Annotated in this window: 11 protein-coding genes and 1 tRNA gene; 5 read left to right on the top strand and 7 right to left on the bottom strand. The window is 34.7% G+C overall.

The features are described 5' to 3' along the window. Positions 1-3: 3 nt before the first annotated feature. From C8N41_RS09210 to C8N41_RS09200, 3 genes are read left to right on the top strand one after another with little or no spacing between them, the layout of a single operon-like run. Complete coding sequence (locus C8N41_RS09210) at positions 4-942, top strand: PorP/SprF family type IX secretion system membrane protein (RefSeq protein ID WP_115839060.1); 939 nt, start codon at positions 4-6, stop codon at positions 940-942. Positions 943-951: 9 nt separating this feature from the next. After that, a complete protein-coding gene (locus tag C8N41_RS09205; protein WP_115839059.1) occupies positions 952-2,838 on the top strand; it encodes an OmpA family protein in 1,887 nt (628 codons plus the stop codon). A gap of 29 nt (positions 2,839-2,867) precedes the next feature. Next, positions 2,868-3,371 (top strand): GTP-binding protein, encoded by a 504-nt coding sequence (locus C8N41_RS09200; protein WP_115839058.1) that lies wholly within the window; start codon positions 2,868-2,870, stop codon positions 3,369-3,371. Here the strand turns inward: C8N41_RS09200 and era are convergent. The 4 genes from era to proS form a co-directional block, all read right to left on the bottom strand. Beyond that, positions 3,362-4,243, bottom strand: a complete 882-nt coding sequence (gene era / locus C8N41_RS09195; RefSeq protein ID WP_115839057.1) for a GTPase Era — start codon at positions 4,241-4,243, stop codon at positions 3,362-3,364. The two genes, C8N41_RS09200 and era, sit on opposite strands and share 10 nt — an antisense overlap. A 283-nt stretch (positions 4,244-4,526) precedes the next feature. Beyond that, positions 4,527-4,778, bottom strand: coding sequence for a 30S ribosomal protein S20 (rpsT, locus tag C8N41_RS09190; RefSeq protein WP_092446874.1), 252 nt, complete (start codon positions 4,776-4,778; stop codon positions 4,527-4,529). Positions 4,779-4,802: 24 nt separating this feature from the next. Continuing rightward, positions 4,803-4,874: transfer RNA gene (locus tag C8N41_RS09185), tRNA-Glu, on the bottom strand. A gap of 110 nt (positions 4,875-4,984) precedes the next feature. Next, entirely contained in the window at positions 4,985-6,463 is a 1,479-nt protein-coding gene (gene proS / locus C8N41_RS09180) for a proline--tRNA ligase (protein ID WP_115839056.1), read from the bottom strand. A 101-nt stretch (positions 6,464-6,564) separates the two neighbouring features. Between proS and C8N41_RS09175 the strand changes: the two genes are divergently transcribed. Together C8N41_RS09175 and C8N41_RS09170 are read left to right on the top strand one after the other, a co-directional pair. Next, positions 6,565-7,623 carry a hypothetical protein gene (locus C8N41_RS09175; RefSeq protein WP_115839055.1) on the top strand — a complete coding sequence of 353 codons (1,059 nt, stop codon included), beginning with the start codon at positions 6,565-6,567 and terminating at the stop codon, positions 7,621-7,623. A 28-nt stretch (positions 7,624-7,651) separates the two neighbouring features. After that, complete coding sequence (locus tag C8N41_RS09170) at positions 7,652-9,169, top strand: OmpP1/FadL family transporter (RefSeq protein ID WP_115839054.1); 1,518 nt, start codon at positions 7,652-7,654, stop codon at positions 9,167-9,169. 335 nt (positions 9,170-9,504) lie between these two features. On the opposite strand, the gene C8N41_RS09165 is transcribed toward C8N41_RS09170, so the two are convergent. The 3 genes from C8N41_RS09165 to C8N41_RS09155 all read right to left on the bottom strand — a co-directional run bounded on the left by C8N41_RS09165 (position 9,505) and on the right by C8N41_RS09155 (position 18,571). Continuing rightward, on the bottom strand, positions 9,505-15,459 hold the full coding sequence (locus C8N41_RS09165; protein WP_115839053.1) for a T9SS type B sorting domain-containing protein: 5,955 nt from the start codon (positions 15,457-15,459) through the stop codon (positions 9,505-9,507). A 286-nt stretch (positions 15,460-15,745) separates the two neighbouring features. Further along, positions 15,746-17,617, bottom strand: a complete 1,872-nt coding sequence (locus C8N41_RS09160; RefSeq protein WP_115839052.1) for an OmpA family protein — start codon at positions 17,615-17,617, stop codon at positions 15,746-15,748. An 18-nt stretch (positions 17,618-17,635) separates the two neighbouring features. Then, entirely contained in the window at positions 17,636-18,571 is a 936-nt protein-coding gene (locus C8N41_RS09155) for a PorP/SprF family type IX secretion system membrane protein (protein ID WP_115839531.1), read from the bottom strand. Between the last annotated feature and the right edge of the window lie 20 nt (positions 18,572-18,591).

Raw genomic sequence — 18,591 nt, 5'->3', positions numbered from 1 at the left:
AAAATGATAAGTAAATTAACTACATATAGTATTGCGATTGTAATGTTATTTATAACGCTATCTTCACATGCCCAACAAGATCCTCAATACACCCAATATATGTATAATATGAGTGTCATTAACCCAGCATATGCCACTGATGATGAGTCTACAATGAATGTGGGCTTACTGTATCGATCTCAATGGGCTCGGTCTATTGGAGGACCTACCACAGGATCTCTGTTTGTTCATTCTAAAATTACGGATCGTTTAGAGGGCGGGATTTCTTTTGTACATGATGAAATTGGTGATGTGGTAAAGCAAACTGGTGCTTTCGCAGATATTGCCTATGTTTTACCTCTAGGAAAAACGTCTAAACTATCATTTGGAATTAAAGCTGGAGCCTCATTTTATAGTACCAATTTTGATGGTTTTGTATATTCAGACCCGCTACCAGACCCTGCATTTGCTGAAAATATAAATAGAACGTTCCCTAACGTTGGAGCTGGCCTATATTATTTTTCAGAACATTACTATTTAGGTTTATCAGCACCGAATTTACTGCAATCTAAACATCTCGAAGAAGATAGCGGAGTCATTTCTGAAGCTGCAGAAAACATGCATTTATTTTTTACTGGTGGCTATGTTTTAAACATTGGAGATAATTTTAAGTTTAAACCAGCCTTTATGGCAAAATATGTAAATAACGCACCGCTTTCGGTAGACGTTACCGCCAATGTATTAGTCTATGATAAAGTGGAATTTGGCTTAGGATATCGTTATGAGGATTCTCTTACCGGAATGATTAATTTTTCAATGTCTTCAGCCGTTCGTATTGGTTACGCCTACGACCATACACTCTCTAATTTAGGGAGATTTAATTCTGGATCTCATGAATTACTTTTATTATTTAATATTGGTCAACTCGGCAAAGGCTACGACAAATCCCCAAGATTTTTCTAATTAAGACATATGAAAACGTTACAACTATACATATCACTTACAACTTTAGTCATAGGGTTTCTAGGGTTTTCTCAATCAGCAAGTAAAGCGAATATACTTTATGAAAATAGAGCTTATGTAGAAGCTGCTGAGATTTTTGTTAGCCTTCCTAAAACTGCTGATAATTTAGAAAAATTAGGAGACTGTTACTATTACAATTCTGAATTTGAAAATGCTTATAAAGCCTATAAACAAGTTTATGATTTAAAAATTAGCACAGAACTTTCTAAGGATTTCTATTTCAAATATTTTCAAGTTTTAAAAGGCACTAAAAACTATGAAAAAGCAGATGAAATTTCAACAAATCACTTAAAAGACACTATAAATACAAAAGAATTAAAAGCCTTATTGAAGAAGATAGTTCCATATAAATATGAATTAAAAAATCTCACTGAAAATGTCGGTGGTTCTAGTTTTGGCGTTGGACTTTACAATGACAAAATTATTTTTGCTTCTACTAAAAACATCGAAAATCCAAATTACAAATGGAATGGTAAACCGTATTTGGATTTATACCAAGGAGTCGTTTCTACAAAAGATGACAATATTACTTTAGACAGTATTCAACCGTTAAATGACGAAATTAATGCCATTAAACAACATGAAAGTAATGCCGTGTTTACTAAAGATGGTAAAACAATGTATTTTTCACGAAATTTAAAAAAACGTATTGATTTAGATTCTACTAAGATTGCCGTTGTTAGTATTTTTAGAGCAGAACTCATTGATAATGAATGGACCAATGTTGAGCCCGTTTCTTTCTCTAGCGAAACGTATTCTACGATGCATCCAGCTTTAAATAGTGATGAAACTAGACTCTATTTCTCGAGTGACATGCCTAATTCCTTAGGTTCTTTTGATATTTTTTATGTCGACGTGTACGCAGATAACTCATTTGGCACACCAATTAACCTTGGTGAAAAAGTGAATACCATTCGTAGAGAGCAATTTCCATTTATAGCCAAAGATAGTACATTGTACTTTTCTTCAAATGGCAAACATGGGTTTGGAGGTTTGGACATTTTTGCTAGTGGTGTTAAAAATAATACCTTTTTAGAAGCCCTCAATTTAGGCGAAACTATAAATAGTGAAAAGGATGATTTTGCTTTTGTAGTTATAGATTCAATAAATACAGGTTACATCTCTTCAAACAGATCTGGATTAGATAATATCTACACGTTTAAGCGCATTGAAAATGAAAGAACGTATTACATCGAAGGTTTAGTTACAGATAAGGTTACAGGTGAAATTTTACCTAATACCACTGTAACATTATTTGATAAAGATGGAAATGTTATTGCCGAACAATTAGTAGGAGAAGACGGCAGATATAGGCTACCAACACAACCTAGTCAAGAATATTCGGTGGAAGGTTTTCAGCCAAAATATATTCCGCAAGTTGAATTCTTTGACACTAATGACAAAGGTAATATTGAGTTTAATATTGAGCTAGAAATTGAATCTTATAAAGATGCTGAAGACATTGTTACCGATGATGATAAAGGGAATACTTTTATAGAATTAGAGAATATCTATTTCGATTTTGCCAAGTGGGATATAAAGCCGCAGGCAGCGAGAACCTTAGATGTATTAGTAGCCTTACTTACTAAATACCCAAGAATGGAAATACAACTAGGAGCTCATACCGACTCTAGAGCGAGTTATGAATTTAATATGGATCTCTCAGAAAAACGAGCAGCTGCCACTTTAGAATATTTAGTTGAAAATGGTATCTCGAGGGCACGTTTAACTTCTAAAGGCTTTGGAGAAACACAACCGATAGTGCCTTGTGGTGATAATTGTACAGAAACGGAATATTCCATTAACAGACGTTGTGAATTTCTAATATTAAAATAGAAATTAAACGTGTTACTTCTTCCAACACTATGTCACTTACTAATGAAATTGTATTAAGACCGCGCTTTACATTTGAGGTCCAAACACACAACGAAATATTATTAAAGGGTTTTGAAGACCAATCTGACTTCGCAGAAAATAATTATATTGTCACTAGAGTTGACAATCACATTTTTATAAAAATTAATAAAAAGGATCAACACTTTTGGTCTCCTCAATTACATTTAGAAATTACAGATAATGGAGATAATAACTCAATTGTTAAAGGATTGTTTGGTCCAAACCCAACGGTATGGACCATGTTTATGTTTTTTCATTTTGTTGTAGCAGCACTATTTTTTGGTCTTGGTGTATGGGCTTATACCAATTTTAGTTTAGGCAACTCGTATGCTATACAAGTATTTCTATCCTTACTGATGATAGTCCTTTGGTTCACTTTATATTTTGCAGGAAGAATAGGCCGTACTAAAGGCATGCCAGAAATGCGCCAACTACACCATTTTATGAAAGAAACAGTTAGAACTTATCGTTGATTATAACCAAAGCGCCTCAACTGATTCTGATTGCTTCTCCAGTTCTTGTTAACCTTAACATACAATTCTAAATGTACTTGCTTGCCAAAGAATTTTTCTAAATCTTTACGTGCTTCTACTCCAACGCGTTTTAAAGCAGATCCTTTATGACCTATAATGATTCCTTTTTGAGTCTCGCGCTCTACCATAATTACAGACCGCATTCTAATTATATTCTCTTCTTCAAAAAACTCTTCAGTATCCACTTCTACGGCATAAGGAATTTCTTTCTTGTAATGCAATAAGATTTTTTCTCTAATAGCTTCATTAACAAAAAATCGTTCTGGTTTATCTGTTAATTGATCTTTAGGATAAAAAGCTGGAGACTCTGGGAGTAACTCAATAATTCTATTAAATACATTTTGAACATTAAACCCTTCAGTTGCAGATATAGGGAAAAATTCAGCATTTGGTACCTTCTTTTGCCATAATTCAGATTGCTCTTCTAGTTGTTGTTGATTAGAAGTATCAATTTTATTTAATAATAATAACACAGGTATTTTAGAATTAGTGATTTTCTTAAAGAAAGCTTCGTCTTTAAGTTCCTTCTCACCTATTTCTACCATGTATATTAATACATCTGCATCTTCAAAAGCTGACTTCACAAAATCCATCATAGATTCTTGAAGCTCATAAGCTGGCTTAATAATTCCTGGTGTATCACTAAGAATCGCCTGAAAATCTTCACCATTTACTATTCCTAATATTCGGTGTCTCGTTGTTTGTGCTTTAGACGTAATAATTGATAGTTTTTCACCAATAAACGCATTCATCAATGTTGATTTACCAACGTTAGGATTTCCTATAATATTTACAAAACCTGCTTTGTGCATCTTTAAAAATTTAATACAAAGTTACAATCTTTAACTCATTATGTCATAAAAGAGTTGAAATAGAATTTTTCACAAGAATAAATACGTCATTTACACACTTTATTACTTGTATTACTAGCCATTACTTCACGATAATTACAATAGAATAAGTTAATTATAATATTACCATTAAAAGTAAATAGCAGATATAGTAGTTCTAAATTCTATTTTAGAATATGGGTACAAAAAAAGTCTTTCCATAAAAGGAAAGACTTTTTAATATCTTAGTAGAAACAACAATTAATTAAATTGATGCAACATGTTTAGTTAATTTAGACTTTAAATTACTAGCTTTATTAGAATGAATAACATTCTTCTTAGCTAATTTATCTAACATACTAATAACAGAAGGCAACATTGTTTGTGCTTCCTTAGCATCAGTCATCTCACGTAATTTCTTAATAGCATTACGAGTTGTCTTATGCTGATATTTATTAAGCACGCGTTTCTTTTCGTTACTTCTTATTCTTTTTAAAGCTGACTTATGATTTGCCATTATATTCTTTCTTATTAAAAATTGTAGCCCGTAGGGGAATCGAACCCCTCTTACATGGATGAAAACCATGCGTCCTAGCCGATAGACGAACGGGCCATTTAGGTTATTAAATTATTTAAATGAACCAACAATGTTTCCATTGCGGGTGCAAATATACAACTAAATTTAACTTGTGCAAGACCTATTTTTATTTTTTTTAAAAAAATTTAATATGCCTTTGCAAAAAGCACCCTTTGTTTAGATGGTTTTCCGCTGTAAACACACGTCCCTTCTAGCTTTTTACTAGTTAAAGGAATACATCTAATAGTTGCTTTTGTTTCCTCTTTTATTTTTTGTTCTGTTTCAGCTGTACCATCCCAGTGCGCAGAAATAAAACCAGTCTTGGTTTCTAAAACATTTTTAAATGTTTCAAAATCGTCTACTTCTGTAGTGTGCTCATCTCTAAATTTTAAAGCTTTATTAAATAACTCGTCTTGTATAACCTCTAGAAGATCTTTAATAGTGGACGCTATCCCATCGATTTGTACCGTTTCCTTGGATAACGTATCACGTCTAGCCAACTCAACAGTATTATTTTCTAAATCTTTTGGTCCAATAGCAATACGTAATGGTACACCTTGCAATTCGTGTTGTGCAAATTTTGCTCCTGGTCTATGCGTTGTTCTTTTGTCGAACTTACAACTTACACCTAATGCTTTAAGTGCTTTAATAATACCTTCTGCTTTCTCAGAAATCATTTCTAATTGCTCTTCGGTTTTAAAGATAGGAACAATTACAACTTGAAATGGCGCTAAGTTTGGAGGTAAAACTAAACCTTTATCATCACTATGGGTCATAATTAAAGCTCCTACTAATCTCGTAGAAACTCCCCAAGAAGATGCCCAAACATGATCTAATTTACCTTCATTATTAGTAAACTTTACATCAAACGCTTTAGCAAAATTTTGACCTAAGAAATGTGATGTACCTGCTTGAAGTGCTTTTCCATCTTGCATTAAAGCTTCTATACAATAAGTCTCAATAGCACCTGCAAAACGTTCACTTTCAGTTTTCACTCCTTTTATAACAGGGATAGCCATAAAATTTTGAGCAAATTCTGCATATACATCATTCATTTGTTCTGTTTCCTCTAATGCTTCAGCTTTTGTGGCATGGGCAGTATGCCCTTCTTGCCATAAAAACTCAGCAGTACGCAAAAATAATCGTGTTCTCATTTCCCAACGTACCACATTTGCCCATTGGTTGATCTTAATAGGTAAATCTCTATAACTTTGAATCCAGCCTTTATAAGTATTCCAAATAATAGCTTCACTGGTTGGTCTTACAACTAATTCCTCTTCTAGTTTTGCCTCTGGATCCACTCTAAGTTTTCCTTCATTATCAGGATCATTTTGCAACCTATAATGTGTTACAACAGCACATTCTTTCGCAAAGCCTTCAGCATTCTTTTCCTCAGCTTCAAATAAGCTTTTAGGTACAAATAATGGAAAATAAGCATTTTGATGGCCTGTTTCTTTAAACATTCTATCTAATTCTGCCTGCATTTTTTCCCATATTGCATATCCATATGGTTTGATAACCATACAACCTCTAACGGCAGAATTTTCAGCTAAATCAGCCTTAACAACTAATTCATTATACCATTTTGAATAATCTTCAGCTCGACTCGTAAGATTTTTACTCATTTTCCGTGTTTTGGCACAAATATTGTGCTTATGTTAAATGTATTAAATAATACAGCAAAACTAACTATTTTTGCTATGTTCAACAATAAAATAAAAGAGATATGCAATTTAAAACCATTTTAACTCAAAAATTGCCATTTTTTGTTGCACTCGGTTTTTTAACCGTGTTAACTTCTTGTGGTTCGTTTCAGTATGCTGGTTACGATAATGACGGGATTTATGCTACTGAAGATTACGATATTGAATCAGAAGAAGCTGTTGTTAGTACATCGACCACGGATTCTAATTATTATAAAAATTACTTCTCAGAAAACTCAGCTGAAGTTGAAGCAATTAACGAAGAATCAGAAATCTTTACTGATATTGATTCTTACGAAGGTAATTATACTGAACAAGCTGTAGATACCTTAGAGCAACAACCTGCCTATGGCGGTTGGGGACAAAATAGCAATACAGTTACCATCAATTATATAGATAATGGTTGGTATGGGTATAATAACCCATGGCTGTGGAATAGCGGATTTGGCTATGGCTACTACGGATGGCATAGACCTTGGGGCTATAACTATGGATATGGTTGGAACAACCCATGGATTTATGGTGGCTATTACGGCTACGGTTATGGTGTTTATGCTCCATGGAGATATAACTATGGTTATGGATATAACCGCTATGGTTGGAATACTGGTTATTACAGAAATAATCGATATGCTTTTAACAACACAAGACGAGGTTCGTTACTTTCTAACAATAGCTTAAACCGTAGAAACACTTCGGCTTTATCTAGAAGTAATTACTCTACACGAAGATTATCAAATACTTCAAGGTTATCTAGAAATAGTAGTGTACGTTCAAATAATTCTACTATTAGATCAACTAGAAGCACTCGTCCGACGCGTACTTTAAGAAGCTCCACTACAACTAGAACCTCTAGATCTAGATCTACAACAGTAAGACCTTCGAATAGAACAACAACGCGATCATCTACTGTGAGATCTACTACTCCAACAAGAAGTACAAGGTCAACACGAACGGTTCGATCTAACTCTAGCACTTCTAGGTCTTCTGGGAGTACTGTACGATCATCTGGGAGTACTAGATCTAGTAGCGGAAGCAGCAGATCTTCTGGTAGCAGTAGTAGACGAGGCGGTAGAGGTTAAACTTAAATAAATTCTAAAAATTTTACATATGAAAAAGTTACTTATGCTAAGCATAGGATTATTAAGCACGTCTTATATTTTAGCACAAGATATGACAGATGCACTTAGATATTCTATGGACGAGATTCAAGGAACAGCACGTTTTAGAGCTATGGGTGGAGCATTTGGTGCCTTAGGTGGCGATATGTCTAGTGTTAGTATAAATCCTGCTGGTTCGGCTATTTTTAACCACGGACATGCTTCTATATCCCTAGGTGTATTTAATACTAATAACGACATTAGCTATTTTAATGATACTAATACAACTTCAGATTCTAGCATAGATTTAAATCAATTAGGAGCTGCATTTGTTTTTAAAAACATGAATGAAAGCTCAGGCTGGAAAAAATTTTCGTTAAGTTTTGCTTATGATCGTTCTGCTAATTTTGATAATGAATGGGTGGCGAATGGTGTAAACAGTTACAATACTATCGGCTCATATTTTGTTCAGTATGCCAATGGACTACCTTTAGAGGACATTTCTGCTTTAGATGGAGAGTCCATTACACAGGCGTATTCAGAAATTGGTTCAATATTTGGCTACCAAAATCAACAAGCATTTTTAGGTTACACTGGCTATATTATTGACCCAGTTGAAGATAATACTAGTGATAATTACGTGTCAAATATTACTGGTGGTGATTATAGCCAACGCTATGCTTACACTAGTAGAGGATACAATGGAAAAATGGCCTTTAATTTTGCAACGAGCTATAACGATAAACTATATTTAGGATTAAATCTGAACTCTCATCTTATAAATTTTGAACGAAGCACGTATCTTAACGAACGTAATTCTAACACAGATTCAAATATTAGTGCTGTAGATTTTGAAAATAATTTATTAACCACAGGAAGCGGTTTTTCATTTCAACTTGGTGGTATTGCTAAAATAACTAACGAGTTACGAGTGGGCTTATCTTATGCATCACCTACGTGGTATAGAATATCTGACGAAACTTCACAGTATTTAGCCTCTTCCAGAAAAGATAATGGATCTAACATCACTCAAATTGTTAATCCTAATGTAGTTAATATTTACGAAGAATATAAGCTAAAAACACCAAGTAAACTTACAGGTAGTTTGGCGTATGTTTTTGGTCTCAATGGTTTACTAAGTTTTGATTACGCAGTTAAAGATTATAGTAAAACAGAATTTAAACCTTCAACAGACGCTATTTTCTCTAATTTAAATACTACTATCAGTAACGATTTAGATACTGCCGTATCTTATAGATTAGGAGGAGAATACAGATTTAACCGATTAAGCTTTAGAGGTGGCTACCGATTTGAAGAAAGCCCTTATAAAAATGACAATTTTTATGGTGATCTAAATGGTTATTCTTTAGGATTAGGTTATAATTTTGGAAGTCTTAGCTTAGATCTTGCTTTTAGTCAATCTCAACGTGATTATAATTATCAGCTCTATTCCGTAGGTTTAACTGATGCTGCTCAGATAGAATCTAAGAATACAGATTTCATTTTAACTTTAGCTTTTGACTTATAATTAGTGTGATCAACAACAAAATAAAAGAGACCTAAACACTTTATTGTATTTAGGTCTTTTTTTTGAACTATATTATTATCGAAGTAATTTGATATACTAAGAATAATAAAAAGACGTGCTAGTGTTTAATCTTAACTCTATAAGGAGTTATAGCCCCTTCTTTAAATATTACCTTAATTTAGTTTGAAATATTATACATAATATGCACACTTTTGCACCATGTACAAATACTGAAACTAATTAATATTCTTAGGTTATGCCTATTCCATTTTAAATGAAATAAAAAAGCCTGAACATAATTTTATGCTCAGGCTTTATTTTAATCTATTGATATATTATCGTTTTAAAGCAAAATGCGCTTTAAACTCTTTACGTTGACCTGTACTTGGTTCGTCGTATTCTACGGTAAACCAGTAATCGCTTGTTGGCATGGCTTTACTATTATAGGTACCATTCCAGCCGTCTCCTTCTGGACTGATTTGCTTTAACAGTTTGCCGTAACGGTCAAAGATGTAGATAATAGCATTACTTCCAATACCTTCAATATTCCACGTGTCATTAGTTCCATCTCCATTAGGGGTAAAGTACAATGGGTAATCAATAACAAATATAGACTCTGTGGTAATACCACAACCGTTCTTGTCTCTTGCTGTGATCTCATGTTCTCCTGTAGATACATTTGTGAACACTCCTTCATCTTGCCAAGGTCCTCCATCTAAACTGTATTCATAGACTCCTATTCCGGTGGCTACTGCCTCTAAAACGTGGTTATCTGCAAATGCTTGGGTCAATAATTCTACACTTAAACTTGGTGGTGCACTCTCTATAACGGTAGTAATATCCATATTAGTACAATTGGTCTCGGTAGATGTGCTCATATCTGTAACTAAAACACTATAGCTTCCTCCTTGGCTTGGCATTATACTCGGCCCTGTGGCTCCTGCTATTATGGTTCCTTCATAACTCCATTCAAAACTATAGTCTGTTGCTGATAGGCCTGTATCGATGACTAATGGGTCTAAGACTTCTGTTCCATTAGTATTTAAACAGAGTGTATAACTGTCACCTAAATCAAACTCTGGTAACGGATTAACTTGTAAGGTTAATGGCGCAACTTCATAACAAATCGATGTATCTGCTCCTGTGCCATCTGGTGTGTCATTATCTACCCTTGCATAGATGATTTGTGGGTTCGTAATGTTTTCATACAACGTTGGTAAAGGATTTACATTTAAGTCGGCCTCTTCTTGTGTTGCAAAATATGTTACTATATAATTTAGTGGGTTTTGGCCATCTAATACTTCCGCATCCACGGTGGTTAAATCAAATTGCGCACTATCATTGCTTGCATCACCATCTGTTTCCATTTCATCATCACAAGTTTCATAAAGTATAGGATCCATATTCGGGTTAGCCTGTGCAGCTTCTTGAACTTCAATATAAAAACTTTGTGTACTTATAGAACAACCCGTAACATTGTTTGTAATCGTCACAAAAATTTGTTGAGGGTTACTTGAATTAGTATATAAACTAACTAATCCATTCATTCCTGCTTCAGCATCTGCCAATTTATCGTGATAACTTACTATAAATTGTGTTGGATCTTGACCATTTAAGACTTCTTCATCTTTAGTTGTTAAGTCAAAATTATCAAAGCCATCCGTAAATAATTCACATTGTATAAAATCTGTTACAGCGACTACCTCTGGTAATGGGTGAACAACAACTGTGAAATCAACTATTGTATAGCAACCTGTAACATCATTCGTTACTCTTACAAAAATCTCTTGTTCTGGTGTCTCTGTATTTATGTATTGGGTTGGGTCTGGAATGGCATTATTACCTGAATTGGCATCAATAAAGCTTTCGTAGTAACTTGCTGTAACTCCAGATTCACCATTGAGAATGAGGATTTCATTTTCAGTTAAATCAATCACTTCTACTCCATCTCCTGTATTTAAATCATCACACACTTCTAAGTTTGGTAATTGGTCACTTGGTGTTGGTGTTGGATTTGGCATAACTCGAATAGTTAATGTCACTATATCTGTACAACCTGAATTTGTATCTGTTACAACCGCGAATAATGTTTGTGGATTTGCCATGGCACCCAAAACCGATACATTGGTGTAAGCTTCATCATCAACAGCATCTATTCCATTTTCAGCAGCTGCTAAAGTTTCGTAATAGGCAACACTCCAACCTGCTTGGCCACCGGTAATTTCGTCATTTTTAACAGTTAAATCAAAAACAGTAATTTCATCTGCAACGTCATCATCACAAACTTCTAATGGTGTTGGCTGAATTGCTTCTGGTGGAAGCGCAACACTAATTTCAAAATAACCTGTATCGAAACAAATGTTATTATCATTCTCTAATCGTACCCAAATGGTTTGTGGATTACCAGAATTCGTAAAACTTCCAGGTGTTGAAATTGGGTTATTTCCAGACAAGGCATCGGCTTCGTTAACATGATAGGTTAAACTGACATCGGTTTGACCTCCTATGATTTCAGAATCTTTAGTTGTTAAATCAAATTGAGCGTATCCATCTGCATCCGAATCGCAAATTACATATTCTGTTAATGTCACAGGAACTTGTGGTGTTTCCAAAACACGCAGCGTTAAAGTTCTTGAAATATCATAACATCCTGTAATGGTATTTGTTGCTCTAATATAAATCGTTTGTTGATTCATTACGATGTTGGTGTATGGACTTGAAAAAGCATTACTACCTGTATTAGCATCTTCTAAAGTTTCATGATAGGTGATATCAACATCGAGCTCTCCACCTATGATTTCGATGGTTCGTTCTTCCAAATCAAAATTTGTAAAACCATCTGTATCATCATCACAAACTTCTAAATCTGCAGGTGCTGCTGGTGAAGGAATTGGATTAACTCGCAACGTTAATGTTATTGTATTTGAACATCCTGTTTCATTATTTGTGGCTTTTACAAAAATGGTCTGTGGATTCGCAATATTAGAATACGGACTAAAAATTGGATTGATATTATTATCCGCATCGTCTTGAGTTTCAAAAAATGTTAAGCCAATACCTGATTGTCCATTTAATATCTCATCCGCAGCATCTTCTAAAATAAAGGTTTCAATCTCATCACCTGGATTATTATCATCACAAACTACCAAAGGAGCCGCTTGCACTAATACTGGAATTGCGTTTACAATCAATTCTAATGTGGTTAACTTATAACAACCTGATACATTATCTTCAACTCTAACCCAAATCACCTGACTAAAATCATCACTATTTGTATAGTTAGTAGTATTTGTAATTTCATTTAGGCCATTATCAGCATCCGTTTCATTCAAATAAAAAGTCACATTGTATAATGTTGGATCGGCTAAATTCTCTAGAATCTCTGATATTTTACTTGTTAAATCGAACTGTCCGAAACCATCTGCAGAACTATCATCACAAATCGCTAGCGGCTCTGGTGCTGTAGCACCTAACTGCGGAGTTGGATTCACAGATAAAAGTAAAGTCACAATAGAATCACAATCCGTAGCAATTGTAGAACTCTCTACACGAGCATAAACGGTTTGCGCATTAATTACAATATTAGAATACGGACTTGTTATTGGATTGACATTATTATCTGCATCTGCCATGGTTTCATGGTAACTCACCGTTAAGGTAGCATCACCTCCAGTAATCTCATCATCTTTTAACGTCAAATCAAAAACCCCAAAACCATCACTATCTGGATCACAATAATCTAACGGTGTTGGACTATTAGCTACAGGAGCTTGTTCTACAACTAATTCTAACGTCGTAAAATTATAACAGCCTGTAATTATATTATCAACACGTGCCACAATAATTTGACCGTTACTTGTATTAGTATATAGTATTGGCAGCGGATTATTTTCAGATTCAGCATCACTCAGATTTAAATAATAATTTACAACATAATTAGGATTGCCTCCTGTGATTTCAGAAGTCTTTAAGCTTAAATCAATCTCCGTTAAACCATCTGGTGCACCATCGTCACATACTTGTAACGGAGTTGGTGTAATGGTTGTTGGTAAAGGATTAACTATCAATGTCAATGTTGTAATTTCAAAACAATCAACATTAAAATTATTTTCTGCACGAATAAAAATGGTTTGTGTACTGCTCGTATTTGTATATAATCCAGTAATAGCATCTATTCCATCTTCTGCATCAGCTTCGGATTCATAATATGTTACTGTAACATCAGTAGCTCCTCCTAAAAGCAAAGGGGTTTGAGACTCTAAATCGAATTGTGTAAAACCATCGTTGACAACATCATCACAAACCTCAAAAGGTTGTAAAGTGTTCACAGTAGGCGTATCAAATACTTCTAAACTTAAATCTGAAATATTATAACAGTCTGTTCCATCAGTATCCACACGTACATAAATGGTTTGATTGTAGGCATCGGTATTTTGAAAAAATGTTGGATCCGTTATTTCAGGAGTTCCTGCTTCTGCTTCAGCTTCAGATAAATAATATGAAACTTGAACAGGTTGGGTATTTCCTGCAATTATTGCAGCTTCGGCTATGGTTAAATCAAACGTTCCAAAACCTTGACTATTAACATCACAGCTCTGTAATGCTGGAACTGTATTTGCAATAGGTGCACCAACAACTTCTAGACTAAGTGTTGTATAATCTACACAACCTAGATCCGTTTCTACACGTACATAAACTGTTTGATTTGCAGAGGTACTGTCATAAGGAGAAAGCAATGCGGTTAGCGGATTTCCAGCTTCAGCTAAAGCTTGAGTTTCATAATAGGTTACGCTAACATTAGTTTCAAAATTGGAAATAGCAGCACTTTCTGCATCCAAATCAAATGATGCAGAATTAGGGTTTATACCATCGTTACAAACTAATAAAGGACTGGGAGCGATAACAGTTGGTAACGGATTAACCGTTAGAGTTTCTATCGTATTTAAGGTTTGTACACAATTAGGAATAACGCCACTTGTAACGGAGATTATCTCTACGTTGGTCGTTGTTGTCAAAGTTGGTAAGACTAATGTGAAATTTCCTGTAGTATCTAAAGTTAAAGTTTGTAAAGCACCATTATTTATAGCGTACGTTATCGTTGCATTTAGATCACCTGATATCACCAACTCCCCATCTTCACCTTCACAAATTGGTGCGTTATTAACAATTATTGGGGTTGTATTTGAGGATACCGTTACGGTCTCAGAATCTGATAAACTCTGAGCACAAACTACAATCCCTGAGTCATTTAAAATTTGAGCATCCTCTAAATTTATGGTCATATCACTGGCAGGTGATTGTGTTAACGTCGCCAAACCAGAAGCGCCTAATAATATGGATTCGGTTGTACCACCATCTAAATTATAAAGTATTGTTGCATTGGGAGTACCCGTGATTGTAAAAGTCACAGCTTCACTTTCGCATATGGCGGTACTTGAAACATCTACTGAAGCATCTGGAATTGGCGTCACAATTAAATCAAAATCAATAATAGAATAGCAATCGGTTCCTGATGATTTTACTTTAGCATAAATAGTTTGCGGGTTGGATGTATTGGCATAAATTCCTGGTAGTTCGTTAATATCGTCCGTAGCATCTGCCAAACTCTCATAAAAATCAATAGTGTTTAAAGGGTCTGAATTAATACTAGACTTTAAACCATCTAGCCCAAATACAGCAATATCTGAATTACTACTACATTGTAAAACATCATCAATTTCATTAACTGTCGGTGGTGCAGGAAAAGCTCCTGAACCTTCGGTAGCAGTACCTGTCCACTGAATTTCAAAACCACCATCTCCTTCAGGTCTATCAATAACAATAAAATAAGATTCTCCTACATTTACATCTAGCCAATATACGTAACCATTACCATTGGCTCCTGGTCCCGATTGTGTTAATGTAGTACTTCCGTTGATTCCTGTATAATTATTTGGAAGTCCAGCTGCATTAGGGTTAGTTGTAGCACAACGAATAGGACTGCCAAGGTTAGAACATAAACGATTGGGACCGAATACCCAAAAATCATAATCCACCATGATATCTGGATCTATTGGAATCAAATCAAAGCCAAGGGTCCCAGATTGAACGATATTTACCTCTAACCAAAGAGAATTATGCTCAAACCCACCACAAGCATTTATTTCAAAATCATTTCCTGATCCTGTAGCATTAGATATAAATGTCCCATTACCACATACTGTAATTGCATTTACACAATCATTGGGTTCTTGCGCATTTATTTGATAAAAAAATACATTAAAAATTATTAAAATTATATATCTATTCATTTTTCCCTTTCAACATAAAAACTAATAATCAATAATTTAATGCACCTCAGTATTTATACGTTAAATTATATGATATAATTAGTTATTTTAATTTTTATTCTTAGACATTGCTATTGAATTCACAATAATAAAACAATTATATATAACCATTCCCTACACCATTAAAGGTAAACAACAATCTAGTTAGTCATTATTTAAGCTTGACATTAACTTACTCTATATAACTTATTTCTCTAGTAACTAATTTGTTATTTAAAGATTACCTCAAACATATTGTTTGTCTTATTTAATCCTTCACAATCAAAAACTCAGAGCGTCTATTTTGTGCGTCTTCCGCTTCTGTACAATTAGATTTACAATCGATCTTTGGTGCTGTTGCTCCCATACCTTTTGCTGATAATCTATCTTTACTGATGCCTTTTGATATGACATATTGCATGGTAGATTGTGCACGTCTTTCGGACAATTTTAAATTGTAATCTGCATTACCTTTTGAATCCGTATGTGATCTTACCATGATTTTCATCTCTGGGTGATCTTTCATGATTTCTACCAATTTATCTAATTCTAAAGCTCCTTGATTGGTAATGTTACTTTTATTGAACTCAAAATAAATGTTATTTAACTTGACTTCAGTCTCTGTAATCATCTCGTTTATGGGTTTTAAATCCGCATGAACCGTAACATCCTCACCTTCTGAAGCTGCTACTTTAAACGATGCCGTTTCATAGCCATCCATTGATACATTTATTGTATACGTGTTCTCACAGTTCACATTAAATCTTGTTTTTCCACTTGTATCCGTTGCTTGTGCTGCTATTTCATTTAGCTGAGCATCTAAAATGGTAACTTGAGCTCCTGAAAGTATCGTGTTTTTGATTTGGTCTTTTACAAGCGCGATAGCTTCAAACTGACATATAGGAATGGCCTGATAAATTTGATCTACTCCTGTTTTATTTGATGTAAAATAGCCGATTTTTAAAGTGGTATTAACACTAAAAGCAAAATCGTCTCTAGTAGTGTTAATGGCGTTTCCCAAGTTTACGGAAGTCTCATTCGTTTTTAAGTCGTATTTAAAAATGTCTAAGCCTCCAAAACCTTGTCTTCCGCTTGATGCAAAATATAATATATTATCTTCACTAATATAAGGAAAACCTTCTTTCCCTGAGGTATTCACTTTGGGACCTAAATTTACTGGGTCTCCATAGCTGTTACCATTTACACTGATCTTCCAAATATCTGAGTCCCCTAGTCCATTAGGCATATTAGAGGCAAAATACAACGTCTTTCCATCACTACTAATACTTGGGTGACTAACTGTATAGTCTATGCTATTGATTGGTAAGGCTTCGATGTTGCCCCATTTTCCATCAACTAGCGTCGCTTTATAAATCCCTTGCTGAGCGACTTTGACGCGTTTGCTTTTTAACTTTTTAAAGGTGCCATCACTATGACCATCTCGTGAGAAGTACATCGTTTTGCCATCAGCACTTATCGTTAAAGGACCATCATGGTAGATTGTATTTAACTCACTGACTTCTTCTGGTGTTGATAAATCACCGTTTTCATCTCTAGTGGATTGGTAAATATCTAAGTACGGTTGATTGGTCCACGCATCTTCTTTGCCTGAGGTTTTTCTTGTACTTACAAAATATAAGATATTGTCATTTGATAATACCGCTCCAAAATCACTGTGTTCTCCATCGTTAATGTCAACACCTTCTACTTCAAAAGTTTTGGTGATATCGGCTAATTCTGGAATGTAATTTGGGTTTGCTAAATGGGCTTTAGCGCGTTGGTCGTTTGGTGCCAATTTTGCAAATTCATCCATTTGTGCATTCGCTTGGTCGTAGTTGCCTTCTGACTTTAAAACTTGGGCATATCGAAAATAGGTTTCCGCATCTTGTGTCGTTTCTAAAGCTTTTTTATACCAAATTGAGGCTTCCTTGATGTTAAACAAATGGTAATAACTATCAGCGAGTTGCTTATACACATAAGCATCTGCTTCATTATCGTCAACCACTTCGAGGTACGCATCTATCGCATCTACATATTGATAGCCTTGGTAAAGCTTATCCGCTTTTTCGGTGTGTTTATTTTGTCCGTAGCCTAAAGTTACAAGTAAAAAAAGGCTGAAAAGACTGTATATTTTTTTCATTTTGAAACGTTTATTTTGTTAGAAGAATCTAGGTGAAATGGATACTTTTTTAGAGAAATTAAGGTCGAATAACAACATGATCTCATGGGAACCTGAAGACTTTATATTTAAATCTGAGGTCGTGTAATCATAAGCATAGCCGATTCTAATTTCTGGGGTTACCGCAAAATTGGCCATCGCTCCTACTGAGTCGTCTAAACGATAGGTCGCTCCCACTTCAAACTTGTCATGAAACAAAAAGTTTGCTGAGACGTCTATTGAGGTCGGTGCTTCAAAAGCAGATTTCACTAAAAATGAGGGCTTGAATTTGGTATTGGCTGATAAGTCAAACACATATCCTGCGGATAAAAAATAATGTAAGACTTCTGATCCGTATTCATATTCTTGTCCATTATTAGTCACATCTAAATACGTACTCTTTAACATGTTTGGTACCGATAAGGATACATAGTACTTGTCTGTATAATAAAAGGCTCCGGCCCCAATGTTTAGATAGGTATTGCTGGTGTTTTGGCTAAAGGCTTCATCACTAGCATCTGGTACATACCCATTACCTATATCACTAAACAAACCGATATTTTGGAATGTGGCTCCTCCTTTTATTCCGAAAGCTAAGCGATGTTCTCCTCCTAAATTTAAGGTATATGAGAAATCGGCATACACGTTATTCTCTTCTACGGGTCCTATTTTATCTGAAATGACTGATAATCCCAATCCTACATTTTTACCTACTGGACTGTGCAGCGAAAGGGTTGCTGTTTTTGGTGCATCTGTAATACCAACCCATTGTGAGCGGTACAGTAATCCTATGGACAAAGCTTCATTAGAACCTGCATACGCCGGATTTACAACATTCATATTATACATGTACTGCGTGTACTGAGGGTCTTGCTGTGCGTTGGCACTCACTAAGATCATAAGTGTAAAGGCGAGTGTAAAATATACTTTTTTCATTTGTATTTTATATTGCTGTG

This window comes from Winogradskyella sediminis (assembly GCF_003387355.1).
Classification (GTDB): domain Bacteria; phylum Bacteroidota; class Bacteroidia; order Flavobacteriales; family Flavobacteriaceae; genus Winogradskyella; species Winogradskyella sediminis.
This window is presented reverse-complemented; position numbering and strand designations above follow the sequence as displayed.

What these genes read in the sequence shown, in the direction of transcription:
- C8N41_RS09165 (WP_115839053.1), bottom strand. Translation starts at nt 15,459, where the DNA reads ATGAATAGATATATAATTTTAATAATTTTTAATGTATTTTTTTATCAA.
- era (WP_115839057.1), bottom strand. Translation starts at nt 4,243, where the DNA reads ATGCACAAAGCAGGTTTTGTAAATATTATAGGAAATCCTAACGTTGGT.
- C8N41_RS09175 (WP_115839055.1), top strand. Translation starts at nt 6,565, where the DNA reads ATGCAATTTAAAACCATTTTAACTCAAAAATTGCCATTTTTTGTTGCA.
- C8N41_RS09205 (WP_115839059.1), top strand. Translation starts at nt 952, where the DNA reads ATGAAAACGTTACAACTATACATATCACTTACAACTTTAGTCATAGGG.
- proS (WP_115839056.1), bottom strand. Translation starts at nt 6,463, where the DNA reads ATGAGTAAAAATCTTACGAGTCGAGCTGAAGATTATTCAAAATGGTAT.
- rpsT (WP_092446874.1), bottom strand. Translation starts at nt 4,778, where the DNA reads ATGGCAAATCATAAGTCAGCTTTAAAAAGAATAAGAAGTAACGAAAAG.
- C8N41_RS09200 (WP_115839058.1), top strand. Translation starts at nt 2,868, where the DNA reads ATGTCACTTACTAATGAAATTGTATTAAGACCGCGCTTTACATTTGAG.
- C8N41_RS09170 (WP_115839054.1), top strand. Translation starts at nt 7,652, where the DNA reads ATGAAAAAGTTACTTATGCTAAGCATAGGATTATTAAGCACGTCTTAT.
- C8N41_RS09155 (WP_115839531.1), bottom strand. Translation starts at nt 18,571, where the DNA reads ATGAAAAAAGTATATTTTACACTCGCCTTTACACTTATGATCTTAGTG.
- C8N41_RS09210 (WP_115839060.1), top strand. Translation starts at nt 4, where the DNA reads ATGATAAGTAAATTAACTACATATAGTATTGCGATTGTAATGTTATTT.
- C8N41_RS09160 (WP_115839052.1), bottom strand. Translation starts at nt 17,617, where the DNA reads ATGAAAAAAATATACAGTCTTTTCAGCCTTTTTTTACTTGTAACTTTA.